Raw genomic sequence first — 19058 nt, forward strand, 5'->3', positions numbered from 1 at the left:
CCGCGCCATCCTCGGAAGGGCGAGAGGTCCGCCAAAAAAAAGACCAGCCGGATTGGACCGGCTGGTCAAGGGGGAGACGGCGGCTACCTACTCTCGCGCAAGCTATACATGCACTACCATCGGCAACGAGGTGTTTGACGGCCGAGTTCGGGATGGGATCGGGTCGGACCACCTCTTTAGAGCCACCGAAAAATCTGGAAAGAACCTCGTTCCCTGAAATCTGTGTGTGAGGGCCGTGATCGCCACACCCCCGGGATACGGGGGAAACAATCAAGCCGCACGGTCGATTAGTACCGGTCCGCTCATGCCTCGCGGCATTTACACGCCCGGCCTATCAATCAGGTAGTCTGCCTGAGACCTTTAGAGGGCTTGCGCCCTGGGAAACCTTATCTTGGGATGAGCTTGGCACTTAGATGCTTTCAGCGCTTATCTCTTCCGCACATGGCTACGCAGCGATGCCCCTGACGGGACAACTGCCACACCAGAAGTGCGTCATTCCCGGTCCTCTCGTACTAAGGAATGAACCCCTCAAGTTTCCTCCGCCCACAGTGGATAAGGACCGAACTGTCTCACGACGTTCTGAACCCAGCTCGCGTACCGCTTTAACCGGCGAACAGCCGGACCCTTGGGACCTTCTCCAGCCCCAGGATGCGATGAGCCGACATCGAGGTGCCAAACCGGATCGTCGATATGAACTCTTGGATCCGATCAGCCTGTTATCCCTAGCGTACCTTTTGTCCGTTGAGCGATGGCAATTCCACATTCAACCATCGGATCATTTGGGCCTGCTTTCGCATCTGCTCGACTTGTGGGTCTCGCAGTCAACCGGGCTTCTACCCATACGCTCGACGCATGGTTGCCAACCATGCTGAGCCCAGCTTCGCGCTCCTCCGTTACCATTTGGGAGGAAGCCGCCCCAGCCAAACTGACCCGCACGCACTGTCCCCCGCCCAGCTGATGGGATCGGGGTTAGACTCCTAATGGGCAAAGAGTGGTGTTTCACATTTCGACTCGGGCACAACCGAAGCCATGCCGTCACCGTCTCCCACCTACGCTAAGCATTGCCGACCAGAAGCCAATACGAGCTTACAGTAAAGGTGCATAGGGTCTTTCCGTCCTACTGCGGGCATGCGGCATCTTCACCGCAACTACAGTTTCGCCGAGAACCTCTCCGAGACAGTCGTTCAGTCGTTACAAGATTCGTGCAGGTCGGAACTTACCCGACAAGGAATTTCGCTACCTTAGGACCGTTATAGTTACGGCCGACATTCACGGGGACTTAGGTTCGGAGCTTCGCCTTGCGGCTAACCCCTTGCCTTGATCTTCCCGCATTGGTCACTTGTCACACCCTATACGTAGTCTTGACGACGTGGCAGAGTGCTGTGTTTTTGTTAAACAGTCGCTAAACGCAATTTACTGTGGCTCACCGAAGTGAGCACCCCTTCTCCCGAAGTTACGGGGCTAATGTGCCGAGTTCCTTAGAGAGGTCTCTCTCGCGCGCCTGAGTGCACTTACACTCACCCACCTGTGTCGGTTTACGGTACGGGCGACCAGGAAAGGGCCTGCAACTTTTCTCGGCAGCGGTTCCGGCAGCATGCTTTGGATCGCTCCTCGGCCGGGTCTTTCAATGACCCTGCTGCGTTTCCCATTGCGTCATCGCAGGTTTGACCTGGTTCGGTGCCGGAATGTTGACCGGCTGGGCATCGACTACGTCTTACGACCTCGTCTTAGCTCCCGACTAACCCTGGGGGGACGAACCTTGCCCAGGAAACCTTGGGTTTACGGCGACCAGAATTCTCATCTGGTTTATCGCTACTCGTGTCTGCATTCTCGCTAGTCCGCGCTCCAGCGTCTCTTTCGATCCGCCTTCACCGCACGGACTACGCTCTCCTACCACGCACCCCGCGCGAACGGGGGGTGCATCCCGGGCTTCGGTATCCGGTTTGATCGCCAATCATTTTCGGCGCGACATCACTCGATGAGTCAGCTGTTACGCACTGTTTAAATGATGGCTGCCTCTAAGCCAACATCCTCACTGTCTGGGTAACGTCACATCCTTTCCACTGAACCGGATTTGGGCACCTTAGCTGCGGGTCTGGGCTGTTGCCCTCTCGACGACGAAGCTTATCCCTCGCCGTCTGAATGCTGGGGTAATGGATCCCGCGGAATTCGGAGTTTGATTGGTTTTGGCATCCCGGTAGGGACCCTAAGCCATCCAGTGCTCTACCTCCACGGTTTACTTCCCCAACGCTCGCCCTCAAGCGATTTCGGAGAGAACCAGCTATCACGGGGTTTGATTAGTCTTTCGCTCCTACTCTCAAGTCATCTCAGGATTTTTCAACATCCACGAGTTCGGTCCTTCACCAAGTGTTACCTTGGTTTCAACCTGCTCAAGAGTAGATCACCTCCGCTTCGGGTCTATTACCTGCGACTGGACGCACCATTCGTACTCGCTTTCGCTTCGCATCCACCTCAGAGAGGCTGATGCTGGCCACAGATAATAACTCGCAGACTCATTATGCAAAAGGCAGGCGGTCACCCACGAATGGGCTCCCACACATTGTAGGCAGCGGGTTTCAGGTTCTATTTCACTCCCCTAGCAGGGGTTCTTTTCGCCTTTCCCTCGCGGTACTTGTTCACTATCGGTCGCTGATGAGTATTTAGCCTTATCCAGTGGTCTGGACGGATTCGCGCGGAGTTTCACGTGCACCGCACTACTTGGGATGTCCTCCCAGTCTGCTCGGAGTTTGTTGACCCGGCTGTCACGGTCTCTGGCTGGCTTTTCCAAGCCATTCAACTGGTCTCTGCAGATCTGTGATGGAGGTCCCGCAACCCCGGGGTGATGAATCACCCCGGTTTGGGCTTCTCCGCGTTCGCTCGCCACTACTTGCGGAATCACTTCGTTTTCTTTTCCTGGGGTTACTGAGATGTTTCACTTCGCCCCGTCTTGCCCTGCCGGACTATGAATTCATCCGGCAGTTCCCTTGAAAGGGAGGGTTTCCCCATTCGGAAATCTGAGGGTCAAAGCCTGCTTGCGGCTACCCACAGCTTATCGCAGCTTGCTGCGTCCTTCATCGCCTATCAGCGCCAAGGCATTCACCTGCTGCCCTTAGTAGCTTGATTGAAAATGTAGTATTGTGTTGATACACATACCCTTTATCACACACAGATTTCAAAGAACGACGGCTTGCGCCGAAAGCATCCTGATTGAGCTCGGCTGGTGGGCCTGACTGGACTCGAACCAGTGACCCTGCGCTTATCAAGCGCATGCTCTAACCAACTGAGCTACAGGCCCCCGATGAGCGTGGTGGAGCTGAGGAGACTCGAACTCCTGACCTATAGCTTGCAAAGCTACCGCTCTACCAGCTGAGCTACAGCCCCACGCCGGTTCCGGCACGGGGGCCGCTGAAAGGAACAGTGGTTCCTGAAAACAGCGATGTACGGTAAGTGGCATCTTCCGCCGGTCCGGACACCCTTTCGGGGCCCATTTCTCCGTAGAAAGGAGGTGATCCAGCCGCAGGTTCCCCTACGGCTACCTTGTTACGACTTCATCCCAATCACCAGCCACACCTTAGACGTCTGCCTCCTTGCGGTTGGCTTGACGGCTTCGGGTACAACCGGCTTTCATGATGTGACGGGCGGTGTGTACAAGGCCTGGGAACGTATTCACGGCGCCGTAGCTGATGCGCCATTACTAGCGAATCCAGCTTCATGCCGGCGAGTTGCAGCCGACAATCTGAACTGGGCCCGGTTTTGAGGATTTGCTCACCATTGCTGGCTTGCAGCCCATTGTACCGGGCATTGTAGTACGTGTGCAGCCCTGGTCGTAAGGGCCATACTGACTTGACGTCATCCCCACCTTCCTCCCCGTTTAAGCGGGGCAGTCTGTCCAGAGTTCCCCCCTTTCGGGGTGGCAACAGGACACAGGGGTTGCGCTCGTTGCGGGACTTAACCCAACATCTCACGACACGAGCTGACGACAGCCATGCAGCACCTGTGCATGCTCCCGTTTTACGGGGTCGTCACCCTTTCAGGCTTCTACCACATGCATGTCAAGACCAGGTAAGGTTCTTCGCGTTGCATCGAATTAAGCCACATACTCCTCCGCTTGTGCAGGCCCCCGTCAATTTCTTTGAGTTTTAATCTTGCGACCGTACTCCTCAGGCGGCGCACTTATCGTGTTAACTTCGCCACAAGCGGGTTTTAAATCCGCTCACAGCAAGTGCGCACCGTTTAGGGCCAGGACTACCGGGGTATCTAATCCCGTTTGCTCCCCTGGCTTTCGTGCCTCAGCGTCAGTGACCGCCCAGAGATTCGCTTTCGCCACTGGTGTTCCTCTCGATATCTACGCATTTCACTGCTACACCGAGAATTCCAATCTCCTCTGCGGCCCTCTAGCGGGGAAGTTTTCAAGGCAGTTTCCAGGTTGAGCCTGGAGATTTCACCCCGAACTTTCCCCACCGCCTACGCACTCTTTACGCCCAGTAAATCCGAACAACGCTTGGGACCTCTGTATTACCGCGGCTGCTGGCACAGAGTTAGCCGTCCCTTCCTCTTCCGCTACTATCAAGACGCGGTGTATTCGACCGCGCCAATTATTCGCGAATGACAGGGGTTTACGAGCCGAAGCCCTTCATCCCCCACGCGGCGTCGCTCCATCAGGGTTTCCCCCATTGTGAAAAATTCTCGACTGCTGCCACCCGTAGGTGTCTGGACCGTGTCTCAGTTCCAGTGTGGCTGGTCGTCCTCTCAGACCAGCTACCCGTCTTTGCCTTGGTGGGCCTTTACCCCGCCAACTAGCTGATAGGCCGCGGGCTCATCAGGAAGCGTCAGGCCTTGCGGTCCCCAACTTCGGGTCCAAGAGGATGCCCTCCCGGATCCACATCCGGCATTAGCCCACCTTTCGGCAGGTTATTCCGGTCTTCCTGGTAGATTGCCCACGTGTTACGCACCCTTGCGCCACTCCAACCCAATGATATTGCTACCTCTGGGTCAGCGTTCGACTTGCATGTCTTATCCACGCCGCCAGCGTTCGTTCTGAGCCAGAATCAAACTCTCCGTAGAAAGTATCGGTGTTTGACCACCGATGATTCTGAAATTGACAGGCTGGAAAATATTCCGCCTTACCGTACATCGCTACTTTCAAGGAACCGGGACCCTGTGAGACGACAAAAGATTCCTCGGTCATGTTTCGGACCGAGAAACGTCTCTCATCCTTCGCTCAGGGTTCCCCGAACGACGGGAGAAGGTTTACCGGATGGCGCTCGATGGGTCAAAGGGAAATTTGGAAATTTTTTGAGCGGCTCCGGATTCGAGCGGATTTCCGCGGAAATCCCCGACATTTCCGAAAATGTTTCCACGTCCAGTGCGCCAGATTCACCGTCCCGATCCCCTACTCGCGACGAAAAAGCAGCGTCTGGTACTCGCGTGATCCCGCCCGGCTGATCAAGGCGAGGAACGTTTCCCGGGCCGCCCCCAATTGCGCCGTCACCCGAACCGCGAAGGTGAAGCTCTGCACGGTCAGTTGACCGCCAATCGTGCCCGCTCCGGGGCCGACCCCGCCCAGGAGCCGTGCCATGTCTCCGGCATCGCGGGCCGGCAGCTCCTCACGCATCCGCACCACTTCCCGGGCACGGGAGGCATTTCCGCCCAGGAGCAGGCGCAGCACGGGCTCCGGCGCGGTGTTGACGTTGATCCGGCCGGTGGAAACGGCGCAAAACAGTTCGGACAATCCCGCTCCCGCCGCCAGATCGTCGCCCCCGGCGGTCAATGCCGCCGCGACGTCACCCCCGCCCATCACGGAAATGGTCCAGGACGGTCCCCAGAAGATGGCCGGAGTGACCCCGCGCACCTGCAGCAGCTCACGGAGATCGTCAATCACTCCGTTCTTGGCCTCGATCGGCTGGGGCAGGCTCAAGTAGTAATCCCGCTCCGCCCCGTTGGCGGCCTGGGGAATGTCGTCCCGATCCACCCAGTCGAGGATGGCCGCGCTGATGACCGAGGCGTCCGTCGCGTCGGCGCCCGCCATCGAAAGCGCCTGATCCATCAGCGCGGGATTCCGGTAGACCGAGTTGATGTTCATCCAACGTTCCTGGTCCACGATCTCCAGGGAGACGATCCCTTCTCCCACCGGGATCTGGTTCAGAGACATCCCGGCGAACGGGTTGTCCACGGAATCCACCGGGCCCGGCCCGCCCGCCCAGAACTGGTTGAGCGCGTTATACCCGCGTTCGGAAGGCACCTGGGTCTCCTGCTGGACCAGAATCCATTTGGCGACCTCCACACCGGAGCGACCCAGCCATTCGAGTTCGGTGCCGCTGGTGGTGTTTGCCGCAAGGCGGGTCTCCACCTTCATCGCGTACGAGAAGATTCCGGCCATCACCCCGAGGGTGAAAAGCGTCAGCAGCACGATGATCAATGCCACACCACGACGGGATCGCATGCGGCACACCGGAGACCCCGATTCGCAACCCCTTCTCATCGCACGCCTCCTCCCCCCTGGGGTCCCCCTGGCACGCCCCCCTGAAGGGTCGGGGGCACCGCAAGGTCCGGAAGGCGCACCGCCCGGCTTACAATCGCCGCGGGACGTCGCGACAGGCGATTCTCAGTCCCGGTCCCCAGGATGACCTCCACCACCATCGGAATCTGGTTCGTCGTCGTCCAATCCTCGATCATCTCACTGCGGCGCCGATCCCAAAACCGCAGTTGAAACAAGCTGACCTCCGTGGCCAGCACCAGCGGGTAGGTCTCGACATCTCCGTCCAGTGGCGCCAGGAGCGGGGTCTGGTGCATCACCAGATGGTTCCCGCCTTCGGGCGCCGGCTCGACCCTCAGGGTGATCCGCCGCAACCGTTGTCCGAGAAAAAAGCCGCTCCCCGGAAACGAATCGCTGAGGTTCGCCGCAAAACTGACCTCGGCATAAGGTCCGGCGGTGTCGGCGAGGAACGAGTACCACCGGAGGTTGCTCTGGAACATCTCCGTGGCACTCAAGGCCTCCTCAATGCATTGGAGTGCCAGCCGGGTCCGTTGCGCCTCCGCCGCCAGACTGATGGCCGACTCCGTGCTGCGGGCGATCACCCGCCAGGTGCCGAAGAGGGAGGCCAGCACAATGGCAAAAACAAACGTGGCCACCAGCACCTCGATCAGGGTGAACGCCGCGACACGCCCCACCAAACCGGGCCGGCCGGCGCACACCGGATGGGGGGTTCGGGAGTTCATCGGCCGGGCGGACGCGTGCTCATCGGACGATGCAACAGGATGGTCATCCGGGACTCCGTCCCCCGCGCATCCCCGGAGTGAAAGACGAGGAAATCCACCTGGAAAAGTCCGTTGGTCGCGACCTCGCGGATCTCCCGGGACCAGCGGTATCCCGGGTACAGATCCCCAAAGGTTCCGGAATCCACACCCTCCTCCAGCCGGTTGGTCAGCGACACGAGGGCCGCGAGGCTTCCAGCATCCACATGGACCCGGTCAAGGATCCGGGCCGTGCGCAGCCCGTTGGAACAGATCATGAGAATGCCGCCCAGGCCCACTGCGAGAATTGCGGATGCCACCACCACCTCGATCAGCGTGAAGGCCCCCCGGCGCCGGCCCGAATTCCCGGGGGGTCGCCACGCGTTCATTGGTATCCCTCCACCAAGGGCTGGGCGGTCATGATGTCGAGGCTGATGCGCCGGATGTCCTGCCGCAACCACTGCAGCTCCGCCTGCAGGGCATCGCAGGTGCCATTGGGGAAGAAGCGGATGGCAGCCGCCTGGGCCGCCGAGTCAAAAAAGTCCCGACCATTGATGAGCAGCGGCCGACGGAAGGCGACCTCGTCGTCAATCTGCGCCTCGAACAGCGCCGGGCCGCCGGAGTTCAGACCCTGCTCCTCCAGTCCGGCGGCAAAGGCCGGATCGGTGTCCGCAAGGGACCGGACCGCCGGCCTCAGATTGGGCACCGATTCCACCCCGATGGATGCGCCGCCGTTGAAGATCACCACCTGCATGGGGCGTCCGGTGAGGATGGCCCTGACCCGCGCCAGGCGGCAGGCCTCGACGAGGTCGTTGGTCGCGCGCACCAGCGGCGTCTTGCGAGCCGAACGGAAGTACGGGATGGCGGTCATCATGAGCAACGCCGCAATGGCCATTGCCACGAGCAACTCGATCAGCGTGAAGGCCCGGGCGGAATGGCGCCGCGCCCCGGGGGGGCGACGACGCGGTGCCGATGCGATCACGGGGTTCACCGCTGGAGGTTCTGGGTGATCGCAAACATCGCGGACATCACCGACATCAGCAGAAAGCCGACCACAATCGCGATGCCCACGATCATGATCGGCTCGATCAGATTGGTCATGGCGCGGAGCCCCAGGGTGAGCTCCCGCTCGTAGGTTTCGGCGACATTCTCAAGGGAGCCCGGGATGTCTCCGGTTTCCTCGCCGATCTTGAGCAGGTCAATCATCAACTGCGGGAAGATGCCCGCCTTCGCCAGAGGCTGCGCAAGCGTCTTCCCGTCGGTGACCGCGGTGCGCGTCTGCGCGATCGCGTCGCCAACAATGGTGTTGGGGACGACCAGCTCGGTGATCCGCAGCGCCTCCAGGACGGGCACTCCGTTGCGCAGGAGGGTTCCCAGCGTGCGGGCAAACTGCCCGAAGAGGTTCAGGCGGGTCACCGGGCCAAAGATCCAGACCGACAGCTTGATGCGGTCAATGGTCCGGCGCCCACCCGGAGTGGCACGATACCGGACGTACAGCAGCCCGATCAGCGCACCGGCGAGCACGAGCACCCACCACCAGTGGCTCAGGAACCGGCTGGTGTTGATGAGCAGCCGTGTGGATGCCGGGAGTTCGAAGCCGGGGATGCTTTCAAACAGATTCATGAACTTCGGCAGCAACGCCGTCATGAAGAACACCACCAGCGCCACCCCGACGCTGAGCACCACCAGCGGATAAATCATGGCCGACTTGAACTTGGCCTGGACGTCGGCGAATCGCTCGAAATGCGCCGACTGACGGCGAAGCACCTCCTCCAGCGCGCCGCTCTTTTCGCCGGCACGCACCATGTTGACCACCAGAGCGGGGAAAATCACGGGCTGGCGGCCCATGGCATCCGACAGGCTGCGCCCCTCCGTGACATCCTGCTTCAGCTGGCGGGCCACCTCGGAGGGGATCCCCTTGGTGCTCAGGCTGCTCATGGATTGCAGCGCCATCGTCAGGGGCATCCCGGCCCTCAACAAGTTGGCCAACTGCTGGGTGAAGGTGGCCAACTCCTGCAGCTTGGGCTTCCGATGGCGCCGGAACTGGGCGAAGAGCCCGACCGGCAACAGGCTCCGTGCGCCCCGCGCAGCCGCGGGCGCTCCCGTGGAACCCGCCCGCCCCGCACGGGCGGCCGTCACCGCCACCGGGAACAGGCCCAGCTTGCCCAGTTGACCCAGCGCCGCCGCGCGATCCGCCACCTCGAGGGATCCCTCGACCAGATCTCCCGAACGACGCCGGGCCTTGTACTGGAATTGAGGCATACGACGCCGTGATGAATAACCGCTGCCGGACAGAAGTTCCACCGGTTCTCTCGGGATCGGAACCCCGGCGTCGGCATCCGCATCATCGCTCCAATCCCTCACGGATCGCCGCCGCCAGCAGATCAACGTCCTCGCGGGAATGCCCGACGTTGAGCGCCATCCTCAGGAATCCACCCGCGGGCCCCCCTGGGTAGCAGATCCAGGTCGGATAAATCCCCGCCTTCCGCAGAGACCGGTGCAGGGCGCGGACGCCGTGGGCGGACGCTGGCGTCGCCACCACCACCGGCACTTCGCGGCTGCAGGCGAGCTCCGGGTGCGGCGGCAGCCGGGCGTGCAGCTCCCGCGCACGGGATGCGAGCGTGGCGACGCGTCCGGGCCGGGTCCGCAAGATCCGGAGTGCCGCCAGCACTCCGGCCACGACGGTGTAGGGCGGGGCGGTCGCGCCGACGAACACCGGCACCCCACACCGGATCCTGGCCATCAGGTGCGACGACCCGGCCACCGCGCCCCCGGCCACCCCGACGGCCTTCGAAAGGCTGAACACCTGGACGATCCGGGAATCGTTCAGCCGGAAATGGGCGACCGTGCCGCGTCCGCCGGGTCCCGTCACCCCCAGGCCATGCGAATCGTCAACCAGGAGCCATCCGCCCCGGGGCAGCGCCGCAAGATAGCCGTCGAGAGGGGACAACCGGCATTGCAGGGCCATCACGCCATCGCACAGCACCAGAGGACGGGCCGCCGGGGGCAGGGTCTCCAGACACTGCCGCAGCGCGCCCACATCGCCCCCTGGGAACTGGATGGTCGGCAACCTGGAAAGGACTGCCGCCTCGGCCACACAGGCGTGCGCCCGTTCGTCGAGGAGCAGATGCGTCACCTGCCCACCAAGCGCCTGCACAGCGGCACGGGGGGCAAGGGAGCCACACGGAAGGAGGACGGCGCCCGGCCGCCGAACCCACCGGGCGATCGCCCGTTCAACACGCCGGTAGAGGATCTGCTCTCCGGTGGTCGCGCGCGAGGCACCCGGATGAACAGCGCCGGCATCCAGGGCGCCTCGCATGGCCTCCAGCACCTCCGTATGCCGTCCAAGCCCAAGATAGTCCGCCCCGCCAAAGTACCGAAGGAGCCGGCCGTTGGATCGCACCTGCGTACCCGAGACAAACTGAAGCGGGCGGAAGGTTGGTGCAACACGCCCCATTCGCGTCAATCCGCGCGACGGCGACAACTTCTGCTGTCGCCGCTCACCGGAAATTCATTCCCACGGAAAGCGTGCCAAAAATGGAGTACGGCACGCCCTCTGTGCCGCTCAGCAACCACCACTCAACTCCGGCAACCGCCTTCACAAAGAGGCCATGGCGAAGGTCCATTCGGAGTCCACCGGTGACATTCCAGGTGAAGGCCGCCTCCGTGCGAGTCTCGGGATAACACACCCAGCCCCACCAATAATCGGGGTAGCAGTAGTATCCCCCGGATGGATCGTCCACCGTGAGAGTGACAAACCCCACGCCCGCTGACACCAGCGGCGTGATGTTGCCCGGGAGCACGTACCAGTCGAGGTTGAGGCGGCCCGAGCCGACATAGACCGAGTCGTCGTAGGGGGTGAAGGCGGCGCTCTTCACGGAATAGTCCGGCGCACCCACCGCCAGGGAGAAATTGACGTTCCAGAACTGGTTGATGTTGTACCCGAAACCGACGCCCCCCTGAAAGAACGTGTCCATGGACACGTCCACGCTGTCCGGAGTACCGGCGACGCTCTGATAGTTCAACCCCTGGGGCGCCACGCCTCCCAACGCGACAAAGGCGTCCCAGGTTCCCGCCCGGCTGCCACCCCCGGGAGCGAAATAGTCCGGCAGCCGCCACTCCGCGCAGGCCGGGGTGGAAACGGCCATCAACGCCACAACTGCGGCCGCAAGCCGTGTCGAACGATCAAATCCGCGCCCCCGTTCGGCGGTTGCCATGGAGGGTGGGTATCACAACCCCCGGAATCGCCAAGCCGAATTCGGCCCCTCAGGAGCTCACTGCCAGGGGGCAGCTGTCTCCCCGGCCCAGATCTGCTCCACGGGCTGCCGCGCCCGGACCACCGCAGAACGGCGCCCATGCACCAGGACCTCAGCCGCAAGGGGGCGGGTGTTGTAGTTCGATCCCATGACCGATCCGTAGGCACCCGCGCTCAGCAGGGCCAGCAGGTCGCCCTCAGAAAGCCTGGGGAGCGGACGATCCCGGGCAAAGGTGTCGCCGCTCTCGCAAATCGGTCCGACGACATCGGACGCCACCCGGACACCGCGCCGCCGGCGGAGCGGGACGATCTCATGATAGCTGTCGTAAAACGCCGGCCGGATCAGGTCATTCATCGCGGCGTCCACGATGACAAAGTTCCGGGTGCCGGTCTTCTTGACGTACTCCACGCGCGTCAACAAAGCCCCGGCGTTCCCGGTGAGAAACCGGCCCGGCTCCAGCAGGATCCGCAGTCCCAGTGGCTTGAGCAAAGGAACCAGGGACGCGGCATAACGATCCGGCGTCAACAGACCGTGTGCCGCCGGGGTGGTCCACCAGGCGGCGGGCCCGCTCTCCAGCGCCGGCTGATAGACGATCCCCAGGCCGCCACCGATGCTGAAGAAGTCGAATCCGTGGCGCGCGTTCAGTTCCGCCACCAGGGGTGCCACCCGGGCAACCGCCTGCCGGAACGGCTCCACCTCGGTCAGTTGGGATCCGATGTGCATCTGGACGCCGCGCAATCGGAGGTTGGGCAACCGGGCCGCGCGGTGGTACACCCCGGCAACCTCCTCGAAGGCGATGCCAAACTTGTTTTCGTACGTGCCGGTGGTGATTTTTGCATGCGTGCCGGCATCCACGTTGGGATTCACCCGGACCGCCACCGGCGCGATGCGGCGCCTCCGGACGGCGACCCGGCTGATCCGCCGCAGCTCGGGTTCCGACTCCACGTTCAAGCAGTAGATCCCCTGGTCGAGAGCGTAGGCGATCTCCTCCTCGGTCTTGCCCACGCCCGCAAACACGCAATGCCGGGGGTTCCCTCCGGCGGAGATCACACGGCGGATCTCCCCCGAACTGACCGTATCGAACCCCGCGCCCAGGCTGGACAGGAGGCGAATCACCGCCCGGTTCGAATTCGACTTCATTGCGAAGCAGATCTGGTGATCCAGCGGCGCCAGCGCCCGATCGAGCTTGCTGTAGTGGTCGGTGAGGGTGGCTTGGGAATAAACATAGAGGGGGGTGCCGTGGCGTCGCGCCAGAACCGACAATGAAACTCCCTCGCATTGGAGCTCACCCCCCACATACCGGAACGTATGCATGAACGCGCCTTCTGCCAGACACGGGGCCGGGCTGCAAGGACGCGGATACCCCCCACGGCTGCGGAACCCCGCTGCCGATCAGCCGGATGCCACCTCCCGTCCCCCGGGTGCCGGAACGGGGCTGCCCGCATCGGTCATCCTCCCGGCCCGACGCGTCGTTGCGCCATTGCCGACGACGGCTCATTCCCGCCGACCGGTTGAAACGCACGACCGAAAAGACGTTCGAAATTGGCCGCAGTGATCGCCACGAGTTCGTCGAAGTCCAGCTCCAGGACGGCGGCTAGTCCCTCATAAGCGGCTCCCAGGTTGGCCGGATGATTCACCGGACGCCCGGTTCGGGGATCGTCCATCGGATGCCGGATCCAGCCCTCAGGCGGGAGTTGATCCGGGGCATCGGTCTCGACGAGCAAACGGTCCCGCGGAACGTGGCGAAAGACCTCCCGGGCGGCCGCCTTCCGCTCATGTCCGAAGTATCCCGGAAATCCGAAGTACGCGCCCAGCCGGACCAATCCGGGAATCCGATCCCGCGGGCCGCCATAACTGTGCAGCAGAAATCCACGCTCCGGACGCGGATGCCGCCCCAGCAGATCGCCCAGAGGTCCGAACGCACCGAGGCAATGGATGCTCGCCGGCAGGTTGCGCCGCGAGGCGATTTCAAGTTGCGCGACGAACGCCGACTCCTGCTCCGCAAGCGTTGGCGGCTCCCCAAAAACCCCGGAGGCCCGCCGCCAGCCCTCCGGGTTTTCAATCATCCAGCGATCCAGCCCGATCTCTCCGACGCCGGACCCGGGCGTTGCGTCGAGCCACGACTCCAGGGTGCGAATCCATGACGGCGTGCGATGCCGCAGCCACCATGGATGACAGCCAAAGGCGGGGACGACCTCCGGAAACTGCCGGGCCAGCGCCGCCACTCCGGGCCAGTCCTCCTCCCCGGTGCCGTTGACCACCATGCGCGCCACGCCAGCCCGGCGCACAGCATCCATCACATCGGCCTGCCTGCCGGCAAATCGGGCGTCCTGCAGGTGGTTGTGCGCGTCGGTCATCCACGCCGTGCCTAAACTCATGGTGGTCCGTGGACGTGGAGCGCGGCGAAGGACCGGATGAGGTCCCCGATGCGACGGACGGTCTCCTGGCGGCTTGTCGCCAGCGGCCGCAGCACGCCAAGCCGCTCCAGGAAGTCCGGGTGCCACCCGGCCAGTTCCCGAGGAGTGGCACCGCTGGCCAGCTCCGACCACAGCCGACCCATGGCGCGGAGGGTCACGGCGTCCGAGTCGGACCGAAACCAGCAACAGCCATCCCGATGTTCTGCGATCCACCAAAACCTTACCTGACATCCGGGCACCTGGTACCCTGCAAGCCTCAGCGCGTCGGGAAGTGGCGGCTGGTGCCGGGCACGCTCGACAAGCCAGGCAACCCGGGATCTCGGGTCATTCAGCGACGCCAGCGTGGTCGCCAGCGCCGCCTCACGGCCGGCCAGAATCCCGGCTTCCGGCCCATCGGACGCCTTCAGATCGGCTGCCACAGCAACGTTCGACGTCAAGAGCGGGTCCCTCCGCACTAAAACGGCCAGTTGACGCCCAGGGACAGGGTGAATGTCGCACCGAGGTTCAACTCCGCCTGACGCTGGGCACTCCCAAAGCTCGCGCTCTGCAGTCCCATGAACTGGGTGCCCAGGTAAACATCGGCCGAATGCGTCACACGGCAGAGCAACGTTGCCGAGGCATAGCCACCAAAGACGACCTCCGTCTTCGAACTGGATCCCGACTCCGTGGCGGTCGTGCCGTCGGCCATCGCAAAGGTGTCCTCGTAGCGGTACGTGCCGGGCACCAGTCCCATCGCCGGGCCGAGGCTTCCCGAAAGCGCCCAACGCGGCTGAAAGCGCCAGAACAGCGTCACGCCCGCCCGGAGGGCGTGCAGGTTGACGTCAAGTTGCCGGGTGCCGGTGATCGTGGCACCGAGCACTTCATCGGCCAGGGCTGTCGAGACGTCCCCGATGGCCGGCCCCACGCCCGACGGACCTCCGGCAAACGGAGCGGGTGGCAGCGCGATGCCCCCGTAGCTGAACGCCTGGACGTCCCGCGTCACCGTCGCCGCCAGGGGCGTCTCATCCTTGAAATCAAACGGTGTGAACGCGTAGCCCACCTCCCAGCCGAGGCGCGTCCGGCCCCAATCACGGATCTGGGACCCATAGGCGGTGTCCAGTCCCGGCGAAAAGCCCGAGTTGACCGTGGTGTCCTCGGAAGCCTGAAACGACCGGACGCTCTTCATCACGATCCGGTCGTTGGCAGCATCCACCTGGGAACCGCTCTGATAGCCCCAGAATGAGGTGGTCCCGCCCGCGTTGCCGGTCTGGTCCACACGCACAAATCCGTCATCGTAAAAATGATCGGCGCCGGGAACACCCACCGGACCCGGAGGCGGCCGGCTCACCGGAACAGTCCCGCTGACCGAGAAGTCCGCCTTGACGTTGAACATGGTCTGGGCGCCAAGCCGGAAGTTGCGGGTCCAGTCGTCGGCCACGTTCTGGGCAAGCCCCGCAGTGCCCCCGAGCACTGCAAGGCAGCCGCTGATGCCCGCCGGAAGGGCCAAGGGGTGGCCACCCCGGAAGCGGCGGCAAGGAAGATCGGTTTGCATGGAATGTCGTTGCGGCGTGTCCGCGCGGATCATGCCGACCCCGCGCCGGATGCGATCAAGTCTTAAAGCCTGAGGAAATCATGAGCCCATCGCGGCATGCCGTGCGACATCAAATCCCGGGCACCCCCGGGGTCCACCGCCATGCCTGGACGCTTCATGGCCACACCACCTCGACCACCTGATAATAGCGCCCTGCAGCCGCGGAGGGCAGGGTCAGCGTGGCGGGTGGCCCATCATCGAACCATTGGACCCACGATCCGGGCGCGGTCACCAGCGGCTGGACGATCCAACTGTTCGTCATTGCGGGGGTGGAAGCGTACCGGATGGCATAGCGCGCTCCCTCAACCGCCGGAAACTCGAGCAACGCCTGGCCGGCAGTCCAGTTCAACAGGCGGGTGCCGTTGACGCCTGTGACTTCAGGGATGGGAACCCGGGGCACCGGGACACCCACCGCAGCCAGTTCCGGGTCAGGGCCGGCCTGACGGGACGGACTGAAGGACTGCAACACCAACTCCACCGACTGCCCCGGGGCGAGCGGTGACGGGTAGGTGACGAACGGGGTCACCCCATTGGTTCCCCAAGCGTTGAACAGCCCGTTGGTCCACCCGGAAACCAGCACACGGGCCGCGCCGACCGGACTCGCACCGGCATTCGACAGTCCAATGCGCTGTTCAAGGAGTCCCGTTTGACGGTTGAGCACCTGGGGTGACCTCAGCGTGATCTCAAGGTCGGCGAAGGTGCCGGTGCCCACCAGCAGGTCCACCCGGCTCGTGGCACCCGGCGGGACGGGATTCTCGAATCCCGGCGCCTCGACAGCGGCAATGAGCGGCATGGTGCCGGCGGGCTCCGGCTGGAAGGCCAGTTGCAGCCGTGCCTCCGATCCGGCGGCCAGGGACCCGACCGTCACCCAGGCATGGGTATCCCGCACCTCCACCGGCAACGACAACGGGGCCACGGACACCCAGTGAAGTCCCGCAGGGAGTTCCTGACGCACCACGACGCCCGCGGCGTTGTCCGGCCCCTCATTTGAGATGGTGAGCCCTCCCGCGACGAGGTCGTTCTGGATGACGCCCCCGGGAAAGGGCCCCCAGGCCGCGGTAAGCCGGGCAACGCCGTAGATGTTGGTCGTGGAGAAGAGGGCGATGTCGGCGGCGACACCCCCAATGCCGCCGATGACCCGGTGGGTGATCACTCCCGGATCCACGGCGACGCCGGAATAGGTGAGCACGGCATCGGCACGATTGGTCAGCGCGGGAATGGTGAACAAAGCCACGGACGCGAGATTGGTCGCGGAACCGAGAGAGTTGGAGGAGGCCGTCAGGGTGACTCCGCCCCGGATGTCCACCTCGATGACCAGCCCGTTCAGGGCCTCCCCGGAGAGGTTGGTCACGTTCAGCGTATACCCGACAGTGCGCAGCACCCGGGCCGGATCCGGATTCGCTTGAAATCCAAGACCCAATTCCTGCCCGCGGAGGATTCCGCCCGCCAACCACACCATCAGCCAGCATCGCAGCCACCGGCTTGTGACAAGGTCCATCCCCCAAGGGAAGCCGCGGCGGCCCCTCGACGGCAAGCCCGATGGAGTGGCCCCGAAACGCCACGCGAAGCCCCGTTGTTCGTCGCGGTGTCAAAAATCCCCACCTGACGGCGCCCCCGGGTGCGTCGTCCCGCTTCCCGCGCCCGTGAACGGACACGAACCGAACCCGGGGGTTGAGCCCGGCCATGCCTCCGGATCCAATGCGACCCACCAGCCAGCGTCCGCGCTGGCGCGCTGCGAGCATCGCAGCCTGATTTTGCAGATTCAGGAGCGCCGGGCGGAATGGCGGGGTTCCGAACGGCTCCCGCTTCATGCTCACCGTCCGCCTGACCCCTCGCCGGTTGCCGCTCTGCACCGGACAAACCCGGCGCCATTTCCTCAAGCTGGGTGCGCGGGCACCGCTGGGCCTCTCCCTGCCCGCATTGCTCGCCGCGGAAAAAGCGAGACCGCCCGGAACGCCTTCCGCAAGGGCCCGATAACGGCCACCAACTGGGTGTTGAGCGGGCGCTTCGGTTCGCCGTTCGGCGATCATCCGGCACTGGGAGCCGTGGTGGCGCACGAGACCGGCTTTTCCGGCCTGGTGCCGCCCTGCGTTGCGGTACCGAGGAACCCTTCATTCGCCTGGGAACTGGGCCGGAGCGCCTCGCTTGGCGGCCGCTGCGAATCCTTCATGTGCGGCAATCCCAGTGGGGAGAACTTCAAGGTCCGCAACCTCTCCGTGTCTGGACGGAACCGCCCCCGACCTGGCGGGAGCGGTGGGGGCTCCGTAAGGCCCTCAGCGCCCTGGCAGGTCCGCACGTGCGCCCGAGCATTGCTCCGGCCGGTTGATGCGCCGCGACCTCGCACGACCGGGCCGGGCCGGGTAGTCTGAGTCCGTGAAGCTCACGCATGGCGCGCATCTGGCCTACTGCACCAATGTCCATCGCGGACGCGACTGGGCCGAGACCCTTGCCGGACTTCAGGAGCACACGCTGGCGGTGCGCCGACGGGTGGCCTCCGGACGCCCTTACGCGATCGGCCTGCGGTTGAGTGATCTGGCGTCCCGCGAACTCAGCCAGTCCACCACGCTGCGCAGCTTCCGAGACTGGCTGGAGCGGCACCACTGCTACGTCTTCACAATCAACGGATTCCCCTACGGCAACTTTCACGGCACCCGGGTCAAGGAACAGGTGGCGCAGCCGGACTGGACCACTCCCGAGCGACTCGCCTACACGAACCGGTTGTTTGACCTTCTGGCAGCACTGCTGCCCCCGGGTGTCGAAGGATCCGTCAGCACCGTGCCGGTCAGCTTCAAACAGTTTCGACTCGGCGAGCGCGGCCTCCGCGCCGCCCGCGAGAACTTGTGGCGGTGTGTGGATCATCAGGAGCAGCTCTGCCGCCGTACCGGCCGGAAGCTTCATCTCGGTCTGGAGCCCGAGCCGTTTGGAACCGTTGAGAACACCACCGAGTGCCTCGTTCTCATGGAGCAACTCGAGGCGGACCGCCCGGGGGACCAGCGCCTGTGGGAACACCTGGGAATCAACTACGACACCTGCCATTTCGCACTCCAGTACGAGGAGGCAACGGCAGCCCTGGAGCGCTTCCGTCGTCGCGGGGTGATCGTCAGCAAAATCCACCTCAGCAACGCGCTCCGCGTCCACCCGACCCTGGAGGTCCGACGGCAGCTCGATTCGTTCCTCGACGGGGTGTATTTCCATCAGGTCATCGAGCGCCGCGCCGACGGCGAACTGGTGCGCTATCAGGATCTGGAGGAGGCGCTGGCCACCCCGGTCAGCGACGGGCCCCAATGGGACCGCGAATGGAGGATCCACTTCCACGTGCCCCTCCACGCTCCGGAGACCGGTACTCTGGGCACCACCGCGGAACACGTCCGCTCCACCCTGGATGTCCTGCGGCAACATCCCAATCTGTGCCATCACCTCGAAATGGAGACGTACACCTGGGAGGTGCTGCCCCGGCCGCTGAAATCCGCGCGGGTGGAGGACATGCTGGTGGGAGAGTATGAGTGGACCCTGGCCGAGCTGGCCCGTCGGGGATTCACACCGGCATGAGACCCGGCCCCCCGGCGGAACCGGGAATTGGCC

Annotated in this window: 13 protein-coding genes, 2 tRNA genes and 3 rRNA genes; 1 reads left to right on the forward strand and 17 read right to left on the reverse strand. The window is 63.6% G+C overall.

Annotated elements, in window-relative coordinates:
- Positions 1-74: 74 nt before the first annotated feature.
- The 17 genes from rrf to KF791_05255 form a co-directional block, all read right to left on the reverse strand.
- Positions 75-190 (reverse strand): 5S ribosomal RNA (gene rrf, locus KF791_05175).
- A gap of 76 nt (positions 191-266) precedes the next feature.
- Positions 267-3123, reverse strand: a 23S ribosomal RNA gene (locus KF791_05180).
- A gap of 95 nt (positions 3124-3218) precedes the next feature.
- A tRNA-Ile gene (locus KF791_05185) sits at positions 3219-3295 on the reverse strand.
- Positions 3296-3305: 10 nt separating this feature from the next.
- Positions 3306-3381: transfer RNA gene (locus tag KF791_05190), tRNA-Ala, on the reverse strand.
- A gap of 117 nt (positions 3382-3498) precedes the next feature.
- A 16S ribosomal RNA gene (locus KF791_05195) occupies positions 3499-5064 on the reverse strand.
- The 16S, 23S and 5S rRNA genes sit together here with 2 tRNA genes alongside, the layout of an rRNA operon.
- Before the next feature lie 328 nt (positions 5065-5392).
- Positions 5393-6442: a general secretion pathway protein GspK gene (locus tag KF791_05200; GenBank protein ID MBX3731970.1), complete on the reverse strand. Its 1050-nt coding sequence runs from the start codon at positions 6440-6442 to the stop codon at positions 5393-5395.
- 35 nt (positions 6443-6477) lie between these two features.
- On the reverse strand, positions 6478-7218 hold the full coding sequence (locus tag KF791_05205) for a prepilin-type N-terminal cleavage/methylation domain-containing protein (GenBank protein ID MBX3731971.1): 741 nt from the start codon (positions 7216-7218) through the stop codon (positions 6478-6480).
- Complete coding sequence (locus KF791_05210) at positions 7215-7622, reverse strand: prepilin-type N-terminal cleavage/methylation domain-containing protein (protein ID MBX3731972.1); 408 nt, start codon at positions 7620-7622, stop codon at positions 7215-7217. The genes KF791_05205 and KF791_05210 overlap by 4 nt, the downstream gene beginning before the upstream one ends.
- Positions 7619-8224 carry a prepilin-type N-terminal cleavage/methylation domain-containing protein gene (locus KF791_05215; protein MBX3731973.1) on the reverse strand — a complete coding sequence of 202 codons (606 nt, stop codon included), beginning with the start codon at positions 8222-8224 and terminating at the stop codon, positions 7619-7621. The genes KF791_05210 and KF791_05215 overlap by 4 nt, the downstream gene beginning before the upstream one ends.
- On the reverse strand, positions 8221-9495 hold the full coding sequence (locus tag KF791_05220; protein ID MBX3731974.1) for a type II secretion system F family protein: 1275 nt from the start codon (positions 9493-9495) through the stop codon (positions 8221-8223). The genes KF791_05215 and KF791_05220 overlap by 4 nt, the downstream gene beginning before the upstream one ends.
- A gap of 82 nt (positions 9496-9577) precedes the next feature.
- The gene (locus KF791_05225; GenBank protein MBX3731975.1) at positions 9578-10636 is read right to left on the reverse strand and encodes an aminotransferase class I/II-fold pyridoxal phosphate-dependent enzyme; all 1059 of its coding nucleotides are present in this window, start codon (positions 10634-10636) and stop codon (positions 9578-9580) included.
- Between the two features lie 97 nt (positions 10637-10733).
- Entirely contained in the window at positions 10734-11450 is a 717-nt protein-coding gene (locus KF791_05230; GenBank protein MBX3731976.1) for a hypothetical protein, read from the reverse strand.
- Positions 11451-11507: 57 nt separating this feature from the next.
- The gene (gene lysA, locus KF791_05235) at positions 11508-12803 is read right to left on the reverse strand and encodes a diaminopimelate decarboxylase (protein MBX3731977.1); all 1296 of its coding nucleotides are present in this window, start codon (positions 12801-12803) and stop codon (positions 11508-11510) included.
- 134 nt (positions 12804-12937) lie between these two features.
- Positions 12938-13846 (reverse strand): TatD family hydrolase, encoded by a 909-nt coding sequence (locus KF791_05240; protein ID MBX3731978.1) that lies wholly within the window; start codon positions 13844-13846, stop codon positions 12938-12940.
- Positions 13847-13863: 17 nt separating this feature from the next.
- A complete protein-coding gene (locus KF791_05245) occupies positions 13864-14325 on the reverse strand; it encodes a SufE family protein (GenBank protein MBX3731979.1) in 462 nt (153 codons plus the stop codon).
- A gap of 35 nt (positions 14326-14360) precedes the next feature.
- Positions 14361-15437 (reverse strand): hypothetical protein, encoded by a 1077-nt coding sequence (locus KF791_05250; protein ID MBX3731980.1) that lies wholly within the window; start codon positions 15435-15437, stop codon positions 14361-14363.
- A 154-nt stretch (positions 15438-15591) separates the two neighbouring features.
- Entirely contained in the window at positions 15592-16974 is a 1383-nt protein-coding gene (locus KF791_05255) for a DUF11 domain-containing protein (GenBank protein ID MBX3731981.1), read from the reverse strand.
- Positions 16975-17849: 875 nt separating this feature from the next.
- Here KF791_05255 and eboE point away from each other — a divergent pair.
- Complete coding sequence (eboE, locus tag KF791_05260; protein ID MBX3731982.1) at positions 17850-19025, forward strand: metabolite traffic protein EboE; 1176 nt, start codon at positions 17850-17852, stop codon at positions 19023-19025.
- Positions 19026-19058: the final 33 nt, after the last annotated feature.

It is taken from the genome of Verrucomicrobiia bacterium (assembly GCA_019634635.1).
Taxonomy (GTDB): Bacteria; Verrucomicrobiota; Verrucomicrobiia; order Limisphaerales; family UBA9464; genus UBA9464.